18 protein-coding genes are annotated in these 20571 nt (G+C 68.5%); all 18 read left to right on the forward strand.

Annotation, left to right across the window (positions count from 1 at the left end):
- The first annotated feature begins 47 nt into the window (after window positions 1–47).
- A complete protein-coding gene (locus tag ACGH7X_RS34130; RefSeq protein WP_399892808.1) occupies window positions 48–1121 on the forward strand; it encodes an MBL fold metallo-hydrolase in 1074 nt (357 codons plus the stop codon).
- Window positions 1122–1520: 399 nt separating this feature from the next.
- Window positions 1521–2321, forward strand: coding sequence for an ABC transporter ATP-binding protein (locus ACGH7X_RS34135; RefSeq protein ID WP_399892811.1), 801 nt, complete (start codon window positions 1521–1523; stop codon window positions 2319–2321).
- A 26-nt stretch (window positions 2322–2347) separates the two neighbouring features.
- Complete coding sequence (locus tag ACGH7X_RS34140; protein WP_399892814.1) at window positions 2348–2995, forward strand: SRPBCC domain-containing protein; 648 nt, start codon at window positions 2348–2350, stop codon at window positions 2993–2995.
- On the forward strand, window positions 2992–3852 hold the full coding sequence (locus ACGH7X_RS34145; protein ID WP_399892817.1) for an HpcH/HpaI aldolase/citrate lyase family protein: 861 nt from the start codon (window positions 2992–2994) through the stop codon (window positions 3850–3852). The genes ACGH7X_RS34140 and ACGH7X_RS34145 overlap by 4 nt, the downstream gene beginning before the upstream one ends.
- A 44-nt stretch (window positions 3853–3896) precedes the next feature.
- Window positions 3897–4955: an amidohydrolase family protein gene (locus ACGH7X_RS34150; protein ID WP_399892820.1), complete on the forward strand. Its 1059-nt coding sequence runs from the start codon at window positions 3897–3899 to the stop codon at window positions 4953–4955.
- Complete coding sequence (locus ACGH7X_RS34155; protein ID WP_399892823.1) at window positions 4952–6613, forward strand: thiamine pyrophosphate-binding protein; 1662 nt, start codon at window positions 4952–4954, stop codon at window positions 6611–6613. Before ACGH7X_RS34150 ends, ACGH7X_RS34155 begins: the two co-directional genes overlap by 4 nt.
- A gap of 12 nt (window positions 6614–6625) precedes the next feature.
- Window positions 6626–7522 (forward strand): hypothetical protein, encoded by an 897-nt coding sequence (locus ACGH7X_RS34160; protein ID WP_399892826.1) that lies wholly within the window; start codon window positions 6626–6628, stop codon window positions 7520–7522.
- Between the two features lie 57 nt (window positions 7523–7579).
- The gene (locus ACGH7X_RS34165; protein WP_399892828.1) at window positions 7580–8731 is read left to right on the forward strand and encodes a DUF3500 domain-containing protein; all 1152 of its coding nucleotides are present in this window, start codon (window positions 7580–7582) and stop codon (window positions 8729–8731) included.
- Window positions 8728–9597 carry a hypothetical protein gene (locus ACGH7X_RS34170; protein ID WP_399892831.1) on the forward strand — a complete coding sequence of 290 codons (870 nt, stop codon included), beginning with the start codon at window positions 8728–8730 and terminating at the stop codon, window positions 9595–9597. Before ACGH7X_RS34165 ends, ACGH7X_RS34170 begins: the two co-directional genes overlap by 4 nt.
- A 71-nt stretch (window positions 9598–9668) precedes the next feature.
- Complete coding sequence (locus tag ACGH7X_RS34175) at window positions 9669–10652, forward strand: 4,5-dihydroxyphthalate decarboxylase (RefSeq protein ID WP_399892834.1); 984 nt, start codon at window positions 9669–9671, stop codon at window positions 10650–10652.
- 14 nt (window positions 10653–10666) lie between these two features.
- Window positions 10667–11527: an amidohydrolase family protein gene (locus tag ACGH7X_RS34180; RefSeq protein WP_399892836.1), complete on the forward strand. Its 861-nt coding sequence runs from the start codon at window positions 10667–10669 to the stop codon at window positions 11525–11527.
- 67 nt (window positions 11528–11594) lie between these two features.
- A complete protein-coding gene (locus ACGH7X_RS34185; RefSeq protein ID WP_399892839.1) occupies window positions 11595–12287 on the forward strand; it encodes a GntR family transcriptional regulator in 693 nt (230 codons plus the stop codon).
- A 26-nt stretch (window positions 12288–12313) separates the two neighbouring features.
- Window positions 12314–13900, forward strand: a complete 1587-nt coding sequence (locus ACGH7X_RS34190; protein ID WP_399892842.1) for a carboxylesterase/lipase family protein — start codon at window positions 12314–12316, stop codon at window positions 13898–13900.
- 14 nt (window positions 13901–13914) lie between these two features.
- A complete protein-coding gene (locus ACGH7X_RS34195) occupies window positions 13915–14952 on the forward strand; it encodes an ABC transporter substrate-binding protein (protein ID WP_399892845.1) in 1038 nt (345 codons plus the stop codon).
- Window positions 14953–14989: 37 nt separating this feature from the next.
- Window positions 14990–15856, forward strand: a complete 867-nt coding sequence (locus tag ACGH7X_RS34200) for an ABC transporter permease (protein WP_399892848.1) — start codon at window positions 14990–14992, stop codon at window positions 15854–15856.
- 38 nt (window positions 15857–15894) lie between these two features.
- Entirely contained in the window at window positions 15895–17142 is a 1248-nt protein-coding gene (locus ACGH7X_RS34205) for a lactonase family protein (RefSeq protein ID WP_399892850.1), read from the forward strand.
- Between the two features lie 368 nt (window positions 17143–17510).
- On the forward strand, window positions 17511–18494 hold the full coding sequence (locus ACGH7X_RS34210; RefSeq protein WP_399897537.1) for an ABC transporter substrate-binding protein: 984 nt from the start codon (window positions 17511–17513) through the stop codon (window positions 18492–18494).
- Between the two features lie 234 nt (window positions 18495–18728).
- Window positions 18729–20531: a TolB family protein gene (locus tag ACGH7X_RS34215; RefSeq protein ID WP_399892853.1), complete on the forward strand. Its 1803-nt coding sequence runs from the start codon at window positions 18729–18731 to the stop codon at window positions 20529–20531.
- The last annotated feature ends 40 nt before the right edge of the window (window positions 20532–20571 follow it).

The following is a 20571-nucleotide window of genomic DNA, read 5'->3' on the forward strand; positions in this document are numbered from 1 at the left end:
TACCGCATCGGTCGGCGACGCGTAGAGCGCTGCTTGCGGGGGTTGCCGTGGCCGCCACCCAGTGGGGAGCGGTCCAGCCCGCTGCAGCGGCTCCGTCGCGTCCGTCGGACGCGCGGCTGTCGCTGACTCTGCTGGGTACCAATGGCGGACCGCCACCGCTTGCCGCCCGCTACGGCATCTCGTCCGCCCTGGTGGTCGACGGCAGGACGTACGTCGTCGACTGCGGCCGCGGCGCGGTCAGCCAGTACATGCGGGCAGGTCTGTCGATGCCCTCGCTCTCCGGCATATTCCTGACTCACCTGCATGCCGACCATGTCGTGGACTACTACGCGTTTCCGATGCTTGCCGCCGGAGCCTCCGGCGAAGCCGGCTTCCGTGCACCCATAGACGTCTATGGTCCGGGACCTGCGGGCATCGCGTCCACCGTGGCCCTCGCCCCTGGGCCAGTTGCCGGCACCGTGGAGATGATGGAACTGGCCGCCCGGGCCTTCGCCGCGTCGCCGAGCTTCTTCATGAGTGAGCACACCGGATCCGATCCCACGGCGCTGCTGCGGGTCCACGACGTGCTGCCACCGTCGAGCACGGGGGCTTCGGCTGCGAACACCGCGCCCGACATGGCGCCTTTCACCGTCATGGAGAACGATGCCATGAAGGTCACCGCTGTGCTCGTGCTGCACGGTGCGGTGTTTCCCGCGTACGCCTACCGGTTCGACACCGACCACGGCAGCGTTGTCTTCTCCGGAGACGCGGCACCGAATCCGAATCTCATCAGGCTCGCCCGGCACGTGGACGTCCTGGTTCACGAAGCGCTCCACCCTGAGGGCCTGGCGAGCCTGGGCCTGCCGCAGACCTTGATCGACCACATTCTGGCCACCCACACGGACGTGGCGGAACTCGGAAGGATCGCGGCCGAGGCCGACGCGCGAACCCTGGTCGCCACCCACCTCGGCCCCGGCGACCCGCTAGTGGTCACGGAGGGGACCTGGCGGCGACTGCTGAAGGACAGCGCGCGTCGAGTCCACTTCACGGGGTCGGCCGTAGTGGGCGCCGATCTTCTACACATTTCCGTGCGGAGCGGCGGACGACGTACGTGGCGACGCTATGCCCAGCCGTCCTCGTGATCGTGAGGCCCGGCCCTGGGTGTGACCTCCGTACCCCGGACGGTTCGCGCCCATTTGCGCATGCACTCTCAGTCGGGCGACACGAAAAGTGACCCCCGTCGACGCTCAGTGATTGTCACACAATGTTGATCTCGTCGGCGGCGGTAGCAGTTCTTTGTGCAGGATTTTCTTGCACGCATCTTGCTGGGGTGTGGCGGAGGGGTTACGTTCCACTCAGATCTTGTCGGACAATCTTGATGGCTCAGTGAGTCAAGGTCGTTCACAGGTGAGTTCGCTCCCGTGTGGTTCCGCGTGCCGTGAACACGGCCCGCGGTGATCAATCGCACGGAAACCCCCATCCACCGCACAGGCGATGCGCCAGGCCGCCCCCGCGCACGAGGTGTGGCCGAGGAGACGAAGATGTCGACCAACAAGCGCGCTCCACAGGCGGAAGCGCTCCGCTTCGAGAACGTGACCCTGGAGTTCCCCGGCAGCCATCGACCCGCCATCGAGGAGGTGTCGTTCCAGATCGAACGCGGCACGTCAGTCGCAGTGATCGGACCCAGCGGCTGTGGAAAGAGCACTCTGCTCAATCTGGCAGCCGGCCTGCTCAAGCCGTCCAAGGGCAAGGTGTACTTCGGCGGTGAAGAGGTCACTGCCGTCAACTCGGACGCCGCATACGTGACCCAGCAGACCGATCTGCTGCCTTGGCTGACCGTCAAGGCCAACATCGGCCTGGCCCTGAAGTTCCGCAAGGTGCCGAAGGCGGAACGGGACGAACGCATCGCTCACTGGATCGGCGTCGTGGGGCTCACCGGGTTCGAGGACCACTATCCACGGGAGCTTTCCGGTGGCATGCGCAAACGCTGTGCGATCGCCCGTGCACTCATCTACGAGCCCTCCATCGTACTGATGGACGAGCCCTTCGGCCCGCTGGACGCCATCACCAGGCTGGGACTCCAGCAGGAACTGCTCAACCTCTGGCAGGAGCAGAAGGGCACGCTGGTCTTCGTCACACACGACCTCAACGAGGCCATCTACCTGGCCGATCAGGTGGTCGTGATGTCCGAGGGGCCGGGCACCGTCCGGCGCGTGCTCCCGATTCCCTTCGAGCGCCCGCGCACCATCGGCACACTCATCGAGTCGCACGAGTTCTCGGAGCTCTACAACGACCTGTGGAGCCTTTTCAGGTCGGATGCGAAGACGCCCGACGCCGCATAGCAAATGCACAAAGCGAGGTCCAACCCTTGATATCCCTTGCTGAAATCATCGACGTACCCAGCCCGCCGGACCGCGTCTGGGAGGTCGTCTCCGACCCTTCCGCCGTCGTTTCGTGCGTCGGCGGCGCGGAACTCGGAGAGTCCCACGACGACGGTTCCTTCGACGCCGTCCTCGTCATCAGGTTCGGCGGCATCCGGGTCAAGTTCGCCGCCAGGATCACCCTGGAGTTGGACGAGGCCGAGCGGGAGGGCCGGCTCACCGCACGAGGCCGGGACGGCCAGGGCGCCACCAGGTTCAACGGGACCGCCGTCTTCTCCGTGACCGATAACCCGGCGACGGGCGGCTCGCAGGTCTCGATGAACGGTGAGGTCAACCTCTCCGGCAAGCTCGCCCCTCTCATCGAGTCGGGTGCCGGTGTCGTGGTGAAGAAGATGACCCGGGAGTTCTCGGAAGCGTTCACCCAACTCTGCGCCGAAACGGAGCAGGCCGAGCCCGCGCCCCCCGCTCCCGAGGAGACGGTCGTCGTCGCTCCGGCCAGGCCGGGGCTCTGGCGGCGAATCCGTGAACGGCTGGCCAGGCTGTTCGGCCGTCGGCGTTCCGTGCCGCCCGCCGCCCGGCCGGATCCCTCCCCGTCCTCCGCCGCATCCGCAACCACCCGAGGAGGCCGTCCATGACAGCCCAGCGCCTCAACAAGGTCATCGCTCATCTCGCGGCGGGCCGGCACGTCTTCGCTTCCTTCTCACCGGCCGAACCAACCGCGGCGATCGACTTCTCCACCAGCTCCTACGACGCGCTCGTCTTCGAGATGGAGCACAAGCCGTGGGACGCCGTCGCCCTTCGCGACACCTTCCAGTACCTGCTGAACCGGCGCCAGATCCGCACCTCCGACGAGCCGGGGCCGGCACTCACGCCGGTCGTGCGCATCCCCGCGAACGGGGCCGAGCGGGCACAGTGGCACGCCAAGCAGGTACTCGACCTCGGCGCCTTCGGTGTCGTCTGGCCTCACATCTCCACCGTTGAGGAGGCCCGCAACGCGGTGGCGGCCTGCCGGTACCCGTCCCTGGCCGACGATCCCCGGTACGAGCCGGCCGGACTGCGCGGCGACAGTCCGGGAACGGCGGCCCGCTACTGGGGCCTGACCAACCAGGAGTACTACTCGCGCAGCGACGTGTGGCCGCTCGACCCCGACGGAGAGGTCCTCGTCGCCCTCATGATCGAGGATCAGCGGGGCATCGAGAACCTGCCGCAGATGCTGGACGAGGTGCCGGGAATCGGTCTCGTCATCGTCGGCGAGGGTGACATGAGCCAGGAGCTCGGCATCCCGCGCCAGTACGACCACCCGCGCATGCTCGAGTGCAAGCGCCGCGTCCTGGACGCCTGCCGTGCCCGAGGTGTCCCCGTCGGCCACCCGCACGTCACCGCCGACAACGTCAAGCAGGTCCTCGACGACGGCTACCGCTTCCTGATGACCGCACCGGTGCGTACCTACCCGGGACTCGACCTGGGGCACTCGCTCACCGGCCGTGCCTGACGGTCCTCCCTTCCACCACCGCTGAACATCTTCGGAGTCTCCTCGTGCTCATCGACTGTCACGGCCACTTCACCACCGCACCGCCTGCCCTCGGCCAATGGCGGGAGAAACAGATCCGCGCCTTCGAGGAGTCGGGCACACACGTCTCGCCCGACGAACTCAGCATCGGCGACGACGCCATCAGGGCCGCCATCGAGAAGGGGCAGCTCAAGCTCCAGGACGAGCGCGGTGTCGACGTGGCGCTGTTCTCTCCGGGCGCGGGGAAGATGGCCCACCACTACGGCGACGAACGCACCAGTCTCGACTGGTCCCAGGTCAGCAACGACCTGATCTCCCGGGTCTGCGGCCTCTTCCCCGGACGCTTCGTGGGCGTCTGCCAGCTGCCCCAGTCGCCCGGCGACGCCCTCGCTTCTTCCGTTCGCGCCAGCGCCGCCGAACTGGAGCGCTGCGTCAACGAACTCGACTTCGTCGGCTGTCTCCTCAACCCCGACCCCTCCGACGGCTACTGGCAGGCCCCGCCGCTCACCGACAAGGTGTACTACCCGCTCTACGAGAAGATGGTGGAGCTGGACGTCCCCGCGATGCTCCACGTGGCCATGTCGAGGAACGCGGCGCTGCAGGGCACCTGTGCCCACTACCTGGCCGGCGACACCGCCGTCTTCATGCAGCTGTGCATGTCGGACCTGTTCAAGGACTTCCCCACGCTGAAGGTCATCATTCCGCACGGTGGCGGAGCCGTCCCCTACCACTGGGGCCGTTACCGGGGCGTCATGCAGGACCAGGGCCGTCCGCCGCTGGAGGAGCTGGTGCTGCGCAACGTCTTCTTCGACACCTGCGTGTACCACCGGCGAGGCATGGAACTGCTCACCGACATCATCCCCGCGCAGAACATCCTCTTCGCCTCCGAGATGATCGGCGCCGTCCGCGGCATCGACCCCGAGACGGGCCATCGCTTCGACGACACCAAGCACATCCTCGACTCCGTCGACACCCTCACCGACGCCGACCGCCGGCTTATCGAGTCCGAGAACGCCCTGCGCGTATTCCCTCGGCTGAACAACGTCCTGGACAACTCCGAGAACACCGAGGCGGGTGCCAAGTGAAGGTCTACGAAGCCATGGCCGAGGCGTTCCTGCGAGAAGGGACGCGCGACGTGTTCGGCATGATGGGCGACGCCAACATGCACTGGATGAACGCCCTCGCCGAGCGGGGCGTCAACCTGTACGAGGTGCGCCACGAGGGCTCCGGCCTCGGCATGGCCGACGGCTGGGCGCGAGCGGCCGGACAGCCCGGCGTGATCACCACGACCAGCGGACCGGGGGTCTCGCAGCTCGCCACCTCGATGATCGTCGCGGCCCGGGCCCGCACCCCGCTGGTCGCCTTCTGCGGGGAGACCGCCTGGGGCGACAAGGCCGCGGCCCAGTACCTCGACCAGGCCCGCTTCGCCGCCGCGATCGAGTGCGCCTTCATCCACCTCGACCGCGCGGACCAGGCGGAGGAAGTCGTCCAGCGGGCCTTCCACCTCGCCCGCACCGAGTCGCGCCCGGTGATGCTCAGCGCGCCCATGGACATACAGCTGCACGAGTACTCCGACGGCACCGACGCCCCGCCGTACGTGCCCTCCACCGAACTGATCGACCATCAACGGCCGTTGCCGGACCCGGAGCGCATCGTACATGCCGCCGACATCGTGCAGGCGAGCAAGCGCACCGTGATCGTCGTGGGACGCGGAGCGCGCCGGGCCGGAGCCGCCGACGAGATCCTGAGTCTTCAGGAGCGCACCGGCGCCCTCATTGCGACGACGCTCCAGGCGAAGAACTGGTTGCGCGACCGCACCGAGCACCACGTCGGCATCGCCGGCCTGTTCGGCAACCGGACCGCGATGGAGCTGTTGCAGGAGGCAGACTGCGTGATCGCGGTCGGTGCCAGCCTCAACCACTACACCACCGAGCACGGCTATCTCTTCCCCGAGGCGAAGTACGTCCAGATCGACACCGCCGAGCACCTTGTCATGGGCAACGGCGCCGCGGCGGACTGCTACGTGCGGGCCGACGCCGTCACCGCTCTCACCGCACTGGAGCGGGAGTTGGGTCTGCGCAAGGTCCGTGTGGAGGGCTTCCACACCGCCGACGTGCGCAACCGCCTGACCGCACCGCTCATCGACCCCGACGAGTACGTGCGGGAACCCGAGCGCATTGACCCGCGTGAGGCGATCGCCGTCCTGGACGCCGAACTGCCGGGCGAGATCGACCTGGTCCTGGGCAGCGGGCACCAGACGGACTTCGGCACCATGCTGTTCCAGCGCTCGCGCGAGATAGTCTCCAACTACGGCATGTTCGGGGCCATCGGCCAGGCACCCCTCATCACCATCGGCAAGATCGTCGCAGATGGGGGACGGCCGTCCTTCGTGGTCGAGGGCGACGCCAGTTTCCTGATGCACCTGTCCGAATTCGAGACCGCCTGTCGGTACCGCCTGCCGCTGCTCGTCGTGGTCATGAACGACGAAGGGCTCGGCGCGGAGTACCACAAGTCCGCGGCGAAGGACCTCGATCCGGAGCTCGCCGTGATCCCGACACCCGAGCTCGGACCCGTCGCGGTGACACTCGGCGGCGCCGGAACGACCGTCCGCACCGTAGACGAACTCCGTGCGGCCCTCGCCGACTATGTACGTGACCCGCGCCCCACCGTCATCGACGTCCGGATCACCCGCAGCGTGCTCAGCCCGCCCTACCGCCGTCTCTGGTACGGCGAGGACGTGTGAGGGGGGACGGACATGGCCAAGCTCGACATCCTTCTCGGGGACTATCCGCACACCCGCCCGCTCAAGGACGGCACACTCCCGGTCGACGGGGTGGAGTGCCGCTTCCAGACGGCCAAGCCGCTGTACTCCGCCTTTCCTCGGATGGTCCGCGACCTCGAGTTCGACGTCTGCGAGATGCCCGTCGCCACCTTTCTCCAGGCGCGCGAGGCCGGGGTGCCCGTCACCCTGCTCCCGGTCGTCCTGATCGGGGCCACACACCACGGCTCGCTCACCCGACTGCCCGACTCTCCCGCTCTGGACCCGCGGCGGCTGGCCGGCAAACGGATCGGCGTGCGCTCGTACGGCCAGACCACCGGCCTGTGGGTGCGTGGCATCCTGCGCGAGGACTACGGAGTTCACGCCTCGGAGATTACCTGGGTCACCACCGAGGAAGCGCACGTCGCGTCGTACCGCGATCCCACGAACGTCGAGCGGTGGGCCGGCCGGAACGTCGCGGGCCTGCTCCGTGCCGGTGACGTGGACGCGGCCGTGCTGGGCCCACGCGCCATCGGGACCCAGGGCACCCCCCTCGTCCCGGTGATCGAGAACGCAGAGGCCGCGGGCCGCGCCTGGTGCGAGCGCCACGGCACGGTGCCCGCCAATCATCTGCTCGTGGTCCGCGACGACGTCCTGAAGACCGAGCGCGACGCGGTCACCGCCCTGTACCGCGCCCTCGCGCAGGCCATCGCGGACACGGCGGGCCAACGCGGCCAGGCGACACCGGCCGGCCGCGCGGTGGCCGCGGGGTGGAGCGACTCCCTGAGCAACTGCCTGCACACAGCGGCTCGATACGCGCTGGAGCAGCAAGTGGTGCGCACTCCGGTCGATCTGGTCGGCATCGAGCGGGGCGCGGAGTTCCTCGCCGACTGAGCCGGCCGATCCGACATACACACGAGAAGCAGACAAGAAGAAGAGAGGAGGGCAGTGATGGGACTGCGCAAGCGCGGAGCCGCGCCCACCCGAGAGCCGGCCGAGTGGACGCCGGAGCTGCTCGCCAAGGTGGAGTGGCGCCGCAAAGCGGCCGACGAACCCTTCCGCGGGCTGGCCACCACCGAGGGCGTGCGCGAGGGACTGTTCCCGTTGACCGGGACCGGCGTCGACACCACCGGGATCCGACGGGCGACCGAGGCCTACCTGGGACAGCTCACCCCGAAGGAACTGTCCGAGGCGCGATTCCCGATGGAAGACGTGACGTGGAGGCACTGGGCCAACGGGGCCCGCTACTTCCTGCGCCACGGCCTGTGCCTCGAGGACCTGGACGACACCAAGCGACACCTCGCCCTGGACCTTGTCCGCACCAGCCTCAGCAAGGCCGGGTACCAGCAGGTCATCGACCTGATGCGGCTGAACCTGACGATCGGTGAGCTGCGCGGCGAGACCGACATGCTCAACGAGTGGATCTACTGGTTCAGCGTCTACGGCGACCCCGGCGGCGACAGGCCCTTCGGTTGGCAGCTGGACGGACACCACGTGAACGTCAACTGCGCGATCGTCGGCGATCACATGGTCCTGACACCGACGTTCCTCGGAGCCGAACCCGTCGTCGACGTGTCGGGCAAGTACGCGGGCACGAGCGCCTTCCGGCTCGAGGAGGCGGTGGCGGCGGAACTGTTCGCCGGTCTCTCCGCGCCGCAGCGGGAACGGGCGGTGATCGCCGACGGAATGCCCGAGGAACTGTTCGTCGGCGCGTTCCGGGACAACTACGAACTGAACTACGAGGGACTCCGGCTCGGCGAACTGACCACGGACCAGCGCCGCGCGGCACGGGAGTTGATCGGCCTCTACACCGGCCGCGCCAACCCCGGGCACGCCGCCGTACGCATGGAGCAGGTCCTCGCACACGAGGGCGACACACACTTCGCGTGGGCGGGTGATCCGGACGGCGTCTTCTACTACCGCATCCACAGCCCCGTGATCCTTATCGAGTTCGAGCACATGGCCGGGGTGATGTTCGACAACGACGTGCCCAGCCGGCGCCACATCCACACCGTGGTGCGCACCCCCAACGGCAACGACTACGGCGTCGACCTGCTGCGTCAGCACCACGAACGCCACCACTCCAGGAGGAAACAGTCATGAAGCTCGTTCTCGGCCGTGACGATCTGGCGGAGGCGGCCGAGGCTGCCGTGGCGGCCGGCGGGGGGCAGGCCGAGCGCCTCGCGATCCGACCGGTCCACAAGGCCTCGCGCGGCTTCGTCGACGGCAACGGACCCGACGTGTGCGAACTCGCCATCGTCACCCTGCTCCAGGCGGTCGCCCAGGACCGTCCCGTCCTGCTGCTACCCATCACCGCGCTCGGCCGCGACCAGCACCAGACGCTGGTGACCATGGGCCGGCTGACCGTGGACGACGTCGAGGGCCGCAGCGTCGGTGTCCGCGCCTGGAGCCAGACCACCGGTGTGTGGGTACGCGGCTTTCTCACCGAGCAGTACGGGGTCGACCTGCGCAAGGTCGACTGGAGGACCTACGAGGGCGCGCACGTCGACGGCTGCGAGGACCCCTCCTGGGTCACCCGTGCACCCGAGGGCAGCAAGCTGCCGGCCGACTTCCTCGACGGCCGCGTCGACTTCGGAATCATGGGCAATGAACTGCCCGCCGACGACCGCATCCGCACGGCCGTCAACGATGCGCGCAGAGTGGCCGCGCAGTGGTCGTCGGCCACCGGCTTCACCCCCGTCAACCACGTCGTGGGCATGACCGAGGCCGCCGCCCGCGAGAACTCCGCCGCGATCCTGGCCGCCTACGACGCCATGCGCAAGGCGGCGGCCGCGGCACCCACGGCCGCCGTCGACCCCTCCGGATTCGCCGGGCTGCGCGGTCCGGTGACCCGTGCCGCCGCCTACGCCGTGGAACAGGAGGTCGTCGCCCGCCCCGTCGACTTCGACGAGCTGGTCGAACGGACCTGCGCCGCTCTCGGCGTCCCCGCCTCCCGCCTCGGTGGCTGACCGAGGCGCGGCACCGCTCTTCCTCCCCCGAACACCATCGCGCTCCGCGGAGCGCAACAGAAAGGCAGGAGATGCAGAAGCTCTCGACCGCCCTCGGCGACTACCCGCACGTGCGGGCACTGCTGGACCAGACGGCCGCGGTACCCGGTCACAGCGTTGAGGAAGTACAGGTCAGGCCGATCATCGGCGCCTATCGGCGCATGATCCGCGACCTCGAGTACGACGTGTGCGAACTCGCACCGGTGTCCTACCTGATGGCCCGCCAGGCAGGTGTCGCCCTCACTGCCATCCCGGTCTTCCTCAACCGGCGGTTCCACCACGGCGACGTCCAGTGCGGACCCCGCTCCGGCATCCGTGTCCCCCGCGATCTCGAGGGACGCCGGGTGGGCGTGCGCGCCTACTCGGTGAGCACCGGGGTGTGGGCGCGTGGTGTCCTCACCGAGGAGTACGGAGTCGACATCGACAAGATCACCTGGGTCGTGGACGACGACGACCACGTCGAGGGTCGCGTGCCGTCCAACGTGGAGCGTGTCACAGACGGGCGCTCGCTCGGTGAGCTGCTGCGCGCCGGCGAGATCGACGCCGCCTTCACCGGCAACGCCGGTACCGGCCGGGCAGGGGCTCCGCGCAGCGGATGGACCGCGACGGCCGAGCCGCAGCCCGTCGACGGCGACGCCCCGTACCCGCTGTTCCCCGAATCAGGCATCCTCGCGTCCGACCACTACGTGCGCACCGGCGTCTACCCCCTCCACTCGGTGATCGCGCTGCGCAGTGACCTGGTCGCCCGCGACTCCTCCCTGCCCACCGCGCTGTACGCGGCGTTCACCGAGGCCAAGCGGCAGCAGCTGGTCGCGGACCCGGACTGGACGGCGCTGCCGCGGTTCGCCCGGCAGGCCGAGCAGATCGGGGGCGACCCTGTGCCCTACGGCGTGGCCGCCAACGAGCCGAGCCTGGCCGCCCTGGTGCGCTACTCACGGGACCAGGGGCTGCTGGACGCGGACTTCTCCGACGACACGCGCGCGCTGTTCGCCGACGGCGACTACCCCGACGCCTGACTGGAGCCAGAACCATGGACATCATCGACACGCACTGCCACGTCATAGCGGGAGACCAGGAGCGGTATCCCTGGTCGCCCATCGGGGGGAAGGCGTCCGCCTGGGCCACCTCCCGCCCCGTGACCACCGAGGACATGGCCGCCCACATGGACGAGGCGGGCATCCTGCAGTCCGTCCTCGTTCAGGCGACCACCGCCTACGGCTACAACAACTCCTACGTTCTCGACAGCGCCGCCGCCCACCCGGAACGCTTTCTCGCGGTCGGCACCTTCGACCCGCTGGCCGACGCGGCCGCGGACCGGTTGGCACGGGCCGTCCGGGGGACGAGCCTCGCCGGTGTGCGGCTGTTCACCAGCGGCAGCACCGTGCCCACGCAGGGAGAGTGGTTCGCGGCGCCCGAGACCTACCCGTTCTGGCGTGCCGCGGGCGAGCTGGACGTCACGGTTTGTCTCCAGCTGCGGCTGGGCGCGGCCACCGGGCAGCTCGTGGACGTACTGGAGCGGTTCCCCGGCGTCCGGGTGCTCCTCGACCACATCGGATACCCCGACATCGCGTCGGGCCCGGCGCGCGCGGGCAAGGAGGTCGCCCAGCTCGCCGGTCACCCGAACCTGCATCTGAAGCTCACCCATCGCAACCTCGAACCGCTGCACGCCGCGGGGGAGGAGGCCATCGAGTTCCTCGCACCCGTGGTCGACGCCTTCGGCGCCGGGCGCATCGCCTGGGGGTCCAACCTGCCGGCGGCCGAGCAGTCGCTGCCCGAACTCGTCGACCTGGCGCGCACGGTGCTGGCACCGCTGCCCGCGACGGCGCAGCAGGAGATCTTCGCAGGCACCGCACGCCGCCTGTACTCGTCGCTGGGCCGGCCCGGGAGCTGACCCGCCATGTGCTCGGTCAGGGTCTCCTCCTCGGTTCTCGTCCCCATGGAAGGCAAAGGCGGTCAAGGTGGACAACGGCAGTATCGGTGTCGAGTCCGGAGCGAACGGGTCGGGCACCCGCTACGGCAAGACCTACGAGGGCCTTCGCGCCCTGCTTCTGTCGGGAAGCATGGCCCCCGGCACCCGGTTGACCGAGGCGGACCTGACCCGGATGTTCGACGTGTCACGGAGCACCATGAGGTCCGTACTGGTGAGGCTGGCGCAGGAGGGCTACGTCACCAGCGAGGTCAATCGAGGGGTGCGGACGCGAAGCTTCTCCGCGGCCGAGGCGGCGGACATCCTGGAGGCCCGAGAGACGCTGGAGTCGGCTCTGGCCGGCAAGGCCGCCGAGCGGGCCACCCCTGAGGAGGTCTCGGACATGCGCCGCACCCTCCTGGACATGGAGGAGGCCAAGTCCAGGGGCGACCAGGACATGTACTCCCGGTGCAACCGGCGTTTCCACCAGCAGATCAAGCAGTCGGCGCACCAGACGACCCTGGCCCGCGCCTACGACACGCTGCTCTACCCGCTGGTGATGCGTCAGTACCGCAACCTGTCCGCCCAGCACCCGCGGTCCGGGTCACTGGAGGAGCACCAGGCCATCTTCCTGGCCGTCGTCACCCGCAACCCCGCCGCCGCCGTCGCGGCGATGCGTCACCACGTCGGCTCCGCCCGCCGGGCGCTGCTGCTGGACAACTCCCGTGGGCCGTCCGTCTCCTGACGGCCCACGGGGATGGGAAGGACAACATGCGCCACGTCGTGGCCACTGAAGCCGGGTCGGTCGAGGGCGTACCGTGCCGGGACCGCACCGTCACGGTCTTCCGCGGCATTCCGTACGCCGCCGCACCGGTCGGCGAACTGCGCTGGCGGCCGCCTCGGCAACCGCCGCGCTGGGAGGGGATCCGACGGGCCGACCGGTTCGGCCCCATGTGCCCCCAGGCCCCGACCGACGCGGCCGCGACAGGCGTCGACGTGCCCATGAGCGAGGACTGCCTGTCCCTGAACATCTGGACGGGCGCGGCCGCGTCGGCGGAGCGCCGACCGGTCCTGGTGTGGATCTACGGAGGTGGGTTCCGCGAGGGCACGGGAGCACATCCCCGTTACGACGGCGAGAACCTGGCGCGCGAGGGCACCGTTGTGGTTACCTTCAACTACCGCCTCGGCGCCTTCGGGTTCCTCGCCACCGCGGAGTTGAGCGAGGAGTCCGGTCACGGCTCCTCGGGCAACTACGGACTGCTCGACTGCGTCGCCGCCCTGCGCTGGGTGCGCGACAACATCGCGCGGTTCGGAGGCGACCCTGACCGGGTCACCATCGCCGGCCAGTCCGCGGGCGCCGGTATGGTCAATTTCCTGGCCATGTCCCCACTCGCCAAGGGCATGTTCCACCGCGCCGTCGCGCAGAGTCACGCCCGGTACGGGCGCGATCCCGAGCTGCGCTACCTGTGCACCTCATACCGGCTGTCCGCCGATGCCGAGGCGGCCGGAGAACGCTACGCACGGGCGCACGGCGCGCACACCGCGAACGCACTGCGCAACCTGCACTGGAGCAAGCTGATCGACGGCCATCAGCCGGTCGACACACTGGTCGACACCGGCGGCACCGCGGGGCCGCCACTGTTCCGCCCCGTCGTCGACGGATGGGCGATCCCCACCGGCTACGACGAGACATACGCCAAGGGCCTGCAGAACGAGGTCGACTACCTCACCGGGAACAACCTGGACGAGGGCGGAGCCGTACCCGAGGACATGGTCGCCGGCCTGCGCTCCGGCCAGCGCCTCCGGCCGGGATCACCGCCGGTCCATGTGACGCTCGAACAGCACCGGTCCGCGGCACGACGGAAGTTCGGCCCGCTCGCCGAGGAGTTCCTGAGGCTGTACCCGGCCGCGACGGACGACGAGGCGGCCCGAGCGAGCAGCCGTGCCGCACGCGACAACTCACGTGTCTCGACCCACCTGTGGGGCGTGGACTGGGGTCGCCAGACCGTCAGCAGACTGCACACCTACTTCTGGACCCATCGTGCCCCGGCGCCCGGTTCGGGACCGAGACGGGCCGGTCACGGCTCCGAGATCGACTACGTCTTCCAGAACCCCGCCGGCAAGAGCGCGTCCTGGACCGAGGAGGACCACGAAATCGCGCGGACGCTTTCCTCCTACTGGACCAACTTCGTCGCCACCGGCGATCCCAACGGCTCGGGCCTGCCACGCTGGCCCGCCTTCTCGCCGGACGCCGGCTCCGTCATGGAGATCGGCGAGCACTTCCGGACCATTCCGGTTTCGGATCCGGCGCGCACCAACTTCTGGATCCGATTCTTCGCCACCCAGCAAGCCTGGTGAACAAAGGAGTTCCCATGAGACAGCACACGACCACCTCGACGCTCGCCCTGGCCTCGGCCACGATACTCGGCGCGGCACTGCTGACCGCCTGCGGCGACGACGGGGCGGCCACGGTCGGAGCGGACGGCAAGACCACCGTCTCCGTGGGTGTGAGCGGCAACGTCTTCGACCTGTCCATCCGCCTCGCGGAAAAGAACGGATACTTCGACAAGCACAACATCAAGATCAAGTACGTGACCTTGACCGCCTCGACGGGCACCTCCGCCCTGCAGTCGGGATCGGTGCAGTTCCTCAACTCCAGCCCCACCAGCTTCCTGGCGGGTCTCTCCAAGGGGTTGCCGGAAATCTCGGTCGCCACCAATGGCGGAGGCAACCCGCTCGGTATAGTCGTCAGCGACGAGTTCGCCAAGGAGCACAACCTGACCGCGGACACTCCCGCGGACCAGGTGGCCAAGGCCCTGGCCGACTCGACGGCCGGTGCCAGCTCTGCCAACACCAAGGCCGAGGCCGGCATCTTCCTGAGGGCCCACGGAGTCGACCCGGACAAGCTGAAGTGGGTCTCGCTGCCCAGTCCGGCAGCCGACAAGGCATCTCTCGCCAAGGGTGAGGTGGACTGGTTCATCACCTCCCAGCCGATCCCGCTGCAGGTACAGCACGAGGGCGACGGCGTCGTCGTCGCCGACTCCTCCAAGGTCCCCGAGTGGACCTACGAACAGGCCGGATACGGCCAGGTCGTCGTGGCGAAGGAGAGCTTCGCGAAGAGCAACGGCGACACCGTCAAGGGGTTCGCCGCCGCCGTTCAGGAGGCGACCGCCTATCTCAGCACGCACCCCGCCACCGACAAGAAGGTACTGGCCGCGGCCCGCAGCACCTTGCGGAGCCTGCCGGACGACGTGCTGAGCTCCTCCGTCTCCCAGGTGGACTGGCCCAGCACGGCCAAGCAGGACGCGGACGGATGGAAGAAGACCCTCGCGTTCGTGAAGGACGGCATCAAGGCGGTCCCGGACGCCTCCGTGTCGTCCGAGGACTGGACCAACACCTACCTGCCGTAGACCTGTACGACCGACCCCAACCAGAAGGGAGCAGACCATGGCAACCGTCACCGACAAGGCCGTGACCAAGCCCGACGCGGACATCCCGTCCTCGCCCGTCAAGAGCGCCCGCGAGCGCCTGCAGGGCACCGCCTCCGTGATCACGCTGCGCGTCCTGGTGATCGTGGTCGCTCTGATCCTCTGGCAGGTGATGAGCGGTCCCGTCGTGCCCGAGTACGCGGTCAGCAAGCCCACCGAGGTGTACGACGCGCTCATCGACATGCTCGGTTCGGCGGCCGGATGGACCGACATCAAGGTCACCGCCATCGAAGTACTGGCCGGCTTCGGGCTCGGTGTCGCCGCCGGAACGGTGATGGGTCTCGTACTCGGATCCTTCCCGCTCATGGGGCGGGTGCTGGAGCCGTTGGTCGCGGCCATCAACGGCATTCCGAAGATCGCCCTGGCACCGCTCTTCCTGCTGTTCTTCGGCATCGGTTCCTGGTCGAAGATCACCATCGCCATGACCGGTGTCGCCTTCGTCGTCTTCTACAACATCTACCTGGGCCTGCGGCTGAGGGAACGCGAGCTCGTCGAGGTCGTCCAGGTCATGGGCGGGCGCAAGCACCACGTGCTCGGCTACGTGACGATCCCGACGCTTGCCGCACCGTTCTTCGCCGCTCTCAAGACGGGCGGGCCTCTGGCCATCCTCGGCGTCATCGGTGCCGAGTTCATCGCCTCCTCCGAGGGGGTCGGACACGAACTGTTCACCTCGGCGCAGAATCTGGACGCGGCCCGCGAGTTCGCCGGCCTCATCGTCCTCGTTGCCATGACACTGACCCTCAACGGTGTTCTGTCCGCCCTCGACGCCTACGCCCTCAAGCGCCTCGGTCTCGCGGCCCGACGCCGGCCGCAGCCCAAGAACTGAGTCCACCCGCCACACGGCAGAGAGAAAGGTGTTCCCCGATGAACGACTTCCCTCACGGTCCGCCCGACGCCCCGGGGGAGGGGGAGCCACCCAGGAGCCCCTCCCGCAGAACGATGCTGGTGGCGATCGCGGCGTCGGCCGCGGCCACCGCACCCCTGATGTCGGCCGGTACGGCCGAAGCGGCACCGGTGCGCCGCGAGGAGCTGCTCTACATCGGCACGTGGAAACAGAACCAGGTCTTCGCGGTCCGGTTCGATCCCGGGAACGGGGCCATGACACCACTCGGGGCCGTGGCGGAGGTCAGCTCGAACTGGGTCGTGGCACACCCCACCCGTCCGGTCCTCTACGTCGCCGGCGACGAGGAGGGCGGACACATCCGGGTCTTCCACATCGACGACGACTCGGGTGCCCTCGACCAGGTCGGCGAGATCGCGACCGAGTCCACGCCGGGCGTCACCGGCGGTCTCTCGTACTTCGGGTTGACCGAGAACGCGGAGACGTTGCTGGCGGCGGACTTCGCGGACGGCTCCGCGGTGACCGTGCCGGTCACCGCGGACGGCCGCCTCGGCCCAGTGGCCTCGCGGGTGCAGGACGCGGGCTCCGGGCCCAATCCTCGCCAGCAGGGCCCGCACCCCCACCATGTGGTCGTCGACCCCAGCGGCACGCACGCCCTGGTCGCGGACTTCGGCGCCGACCGCGTCTTCGTCTACGACTACGACGCGGCCACCCGGCGGATGTCGGCCGGTGCACACGACGGTCCCGGTGCCTACGCGACGGCACCCGGATCGGGACCGCGGCGTCTGACCTTCCACCCCCGTGGACGGATGGTCTACCTGCTGAACGAGCTGACCGCCGACATCCAGGTGCTGCACTGGGACCGCCGGCACGGCGTGTTGACGCCCCACCAGCTCCTGTCGACGAATGCGCCGGACCACACGGGAGCGACGAGCGCCGCCGAACTGGCCGTCAGCCGTGACGGCCGGCACGTCTACACCTCGAACCGCGGGGACAACGCCCTGGTCGTCTACTCCGCGCACCCGAGGACCGGGCTCCTCCACGAGGTCCAGCGGGTCCCCTGCGGGGGCGTGACACCGTGGAGCTTCTCCCTGCATCCGGACGGAAGGTGGCTGTTCGTCGCGAACGAGGCGAGCGGGACGGTGAACCTCTTCCGCGTCGACCCGGCATCCGGGCGCGTTACGGACACGGGCGCCTTCGTACCCGTGCCCCATCCCGACTGCATCACCTTCCGTCCGCGGGGCCGTCGGCACCTCTCCGGACGCTCCTGACTCTGCGGGCTTCGCCGTAAACGAAGCCCTGCAGCTCATCTTTGTCATACAAAAGTCATCGCCAGGGCGGGCGGCGCCCAAGCAACTTGGCCTACTGCCGCGTAATTGTTTCCACGGTGCGTCGGCGCTGCTACGTTCATGCCTCACAGCTTGTCGGACAATTCCTGAATGGGTTTGAGACACGTTGGCGCACTGTCGCGCCTGGGTTCGCACGCCTGCCCGTCCGGTAGTCCGGCGCTGCTGCACCGCATTCAGGACTTGGTGACAGGAGAAGTGCCATGAGGCTCCACCACAGACGCCCCCCAGTCTTCGCGGGCGGATCGCCGTCAACGGTCGCCGGCGGCCGGACCGTGGCCGTGGTGACGACCATGGTGCTCGGTTCGACTCTGCTGTCGGCGTGCGGCGACACGGTGGCACTCGGCTCGGACGGGGCCGAGACGGTCACCGTCGGTGTCGCGGGCAACATCTTCGATGTTCCTCTGCGCGTGGCTCAGGACCAGGGGTACTTCAGCAAGAGGGGGCTGAAGGTCGAGTTCGTGACGGTGACTGCGGCCACGGGGATGCCATCCCTGCAGTCCGGTTCCCTGCAGTTCCTCAATTCCAGCCCGACCGGATTCCTCGGCGCCCTCTCCAAGGGCACTCCCGTGGTGGCGGTCGGGGTGGACGGACTCGGCAATCCTCTCGGCCTCGTCGTCAGCAAGGAGTTCGCCCAGGAGAAGGGACTGACCGCGAAGTCCTCGCCCGACACCGTGGCCAAGGCGCTGGCGGGTTCGATCGGTGGTTCCAGTTCGGCCAACACGAAGGCCGAGGCCGAGATGTTCCTCAAGAACAACCACATCGATCCTGGCGAGGTCGACTGGGTGTCGCTGGCCAGTCCTACCGCGGACAAGGCCGCACTGAACGAGGGACGGATCGACTGGTTCGTCACCTCGGAGCCGCTGCCACTGCAGATCCAGCACGCCGGGCAAGGTGTCGTGGTGGCCAACTCCCGTACGGCGCCCGAGTGGTCGAGCGACTATGCCGGTTACGGCCAGGTCGTCGTCACCCGCAAGGAATTCGCCGATGAGCATGCCGACACGGTCAGGAAGTTCGCGGGCGCTGTGCGCGACGGCACCGCCTATCTGGCCAAGCACGTGAACGACCTGTCTGTGGTACCGGTGGCGAAGCAGGCGATGCCCGGCGTCCCCGACGCGGTGGTGCAGGCCAGCATCGAGGAGGTCGAGTGGCCGCTCTTCGTCGACATGGACGCGCCGACCTGGAGGAAGACCCGCTCCTTCGTCGACGAACTGGGTGCCCTCCCCGAGGGAGCCGAGATCACCACGGATGACTGGACCAACGAATTCGTGAGGTGACACGGTGTGGCCCGGTCACGGCCATGGGGCCGGTGCGGCCGCGCTGGGAATTGAATGAAGAACCCTGTGATACCGGCGGACGAGAGAAGCGTTTCCACATCATTCCGTTCGGAAGAACCCAGTCGTTCACGAACAGGAGCTGGTAGAGCGATGTCCCCCAGTATGAAACGACGAGCGTTTCTGGCAGCCGGTGCGGGTGCTGCCGGCGCCGCCCTCTTACCCCAGCCGTTCGCCGTGGCGGCTGCCGGCCGGGGCAAGAAGGGCGTGATGCTGATGAACCGGATCGGACCCTCGTCGTCCGATCTGTTCGTCTCCGACCTTGATGGTTCCAACGAGCGCAGACTGCTGCGGAGTACCGGGTTCGACCATCACGGTACTTTCACGCCGGACGGCCGCTCGGTCGTCTTCACCTCGGCGCGGGACGGCGATGGCAACTCGTCCCTCTACTGGGCCCGTGCCGACGGCAGCGGCGTCGAGCCGTTGGTGACCGGGCCCGCGGTGGACGATGTCGGTGCGCTGTCACCGGACGGAAGCAAGCTGGCGTTCGTGTCCACACGCGGAGACCACAAGGCGCACATCTGGCTGCTCGACCTGCGTTCGCACAGACTGCGAAACCTCACGGCCGGCCAAGAGGTCGCCGGTGACCCCGACGGCCCCGACTGCTACTTCCGTCCCGCCTGGTCGCCCGACGGCCGGTGGATCGCGTTCTCGAGCGACCGCAACACCGTCTGGCGCGGGCACGACGACGGCGTCGGATGGGAGCACACCCAGGAACTCAGCGTCTACGTCATCCGGCCGGACGGCACCGGCTTCCGCCAGGTCGCGACGAAGCCCGGATACTGTCTGGGCTCCCCGAAGTGGTCGCCGGACGGCCGGCGAATCGTCTACTACGAGATCACCACCGAGGGAACCTGGGACGCCCACCGCCCGGAGGGTGCCGGACGCGTCGAGTCCCAGATCGTCTCCGTCGACGTGACCACCGGGGACCGTGCGGAGCACACCACCGGTCCCGGCCTGAAACTGGCTCCCCAGTTCATCGACGCCACCGAGATCGGCTATCTGATCAAGGGGGGACCGGACGAGGGGCTCGCGTACACATCGGGCAGGCCGGCCGTCAATCGGGCCCTTCGCTCGCCCGCGTGGTCGCCCGACGGCCGGTCGGTGATCTACGAGAAGGTGGGATTCACGACACGTCCACTGGACTCCGCGCTGTACAGCTGGGACCGGGACTGGGAGTACCGCCACTGCGACGTCTTCCCTGTGCTGTCCCGGCAGGGCCGCATCGCGATCACGGAGAAGCAGCTCGGCAACTCCTCCATCGTCACCATGCTCCCTGACGGCTCCGACCGCCGCGTCGTCTTCGACCCGCGGGGCAAGATCAGCGATCCGCTCCCGGGCTCCATCGGGGCCTACCGGCCGGCCTGGTCACCGGACGGCGAATGGATCGCGTCCGGCCTGGGCACCTGGTTCCGGGAAGATGCCCCGAGCAACCTGGTCATCCGGGTGCGCAGCGACGGCTCGGAGTGGGAGAAGCTGACGGACGGCACGTCCAACTCCGGATTCCCGAGCTATTCGGCGGACGGCAACGAAATCGTCTATCGCGTATGGGGCGGGGAGGAGAAGGGATTGCGCATTCTCGATCTCCGCACCCGTACGACCCGTGTGCTCACCGACGACTACGACAATCTCCCCGACTGGTCGCCGGACGGCGAGCTCATCCTCTTCACCCGCAAGACGGCAGGCGTCAATTTCGACGTCTACACCATACGGCCGGACGGAAGCGATCTGCGCTGCCTGACCGACAGCGGCGCCAACGACGCTCACGCTGTCTGGAACCACGACGGACGCATTCTGTACAACAGTGGCATGTACGGGTTCCGGGAGGAGGCGGCGCTGTACGACGACACCTTCCAGTCGTACGGGCAGATCTTCAGCATGAACGCGGACGGCACCGGCAAGAGGATGCTGACCGACAGCCTGTGGGAGGACTCGATGCCGCTCTTCCTGACTCAGGAGGTGCTCCGCGGGAGGGCGTAGTAGCTCCTTGACGATGTGACGACGGCATGACGTGACGCAC

The sequence above is a fragment of the Streptomyces sp. BBFR51 genome (assembly GCF_044591655.1).
Taxonomy (GTDB): Bacteria; Actinomycetota; Actinomycetes; order Streptomycetales; family Streptomycetaceae; genus Streptomyces.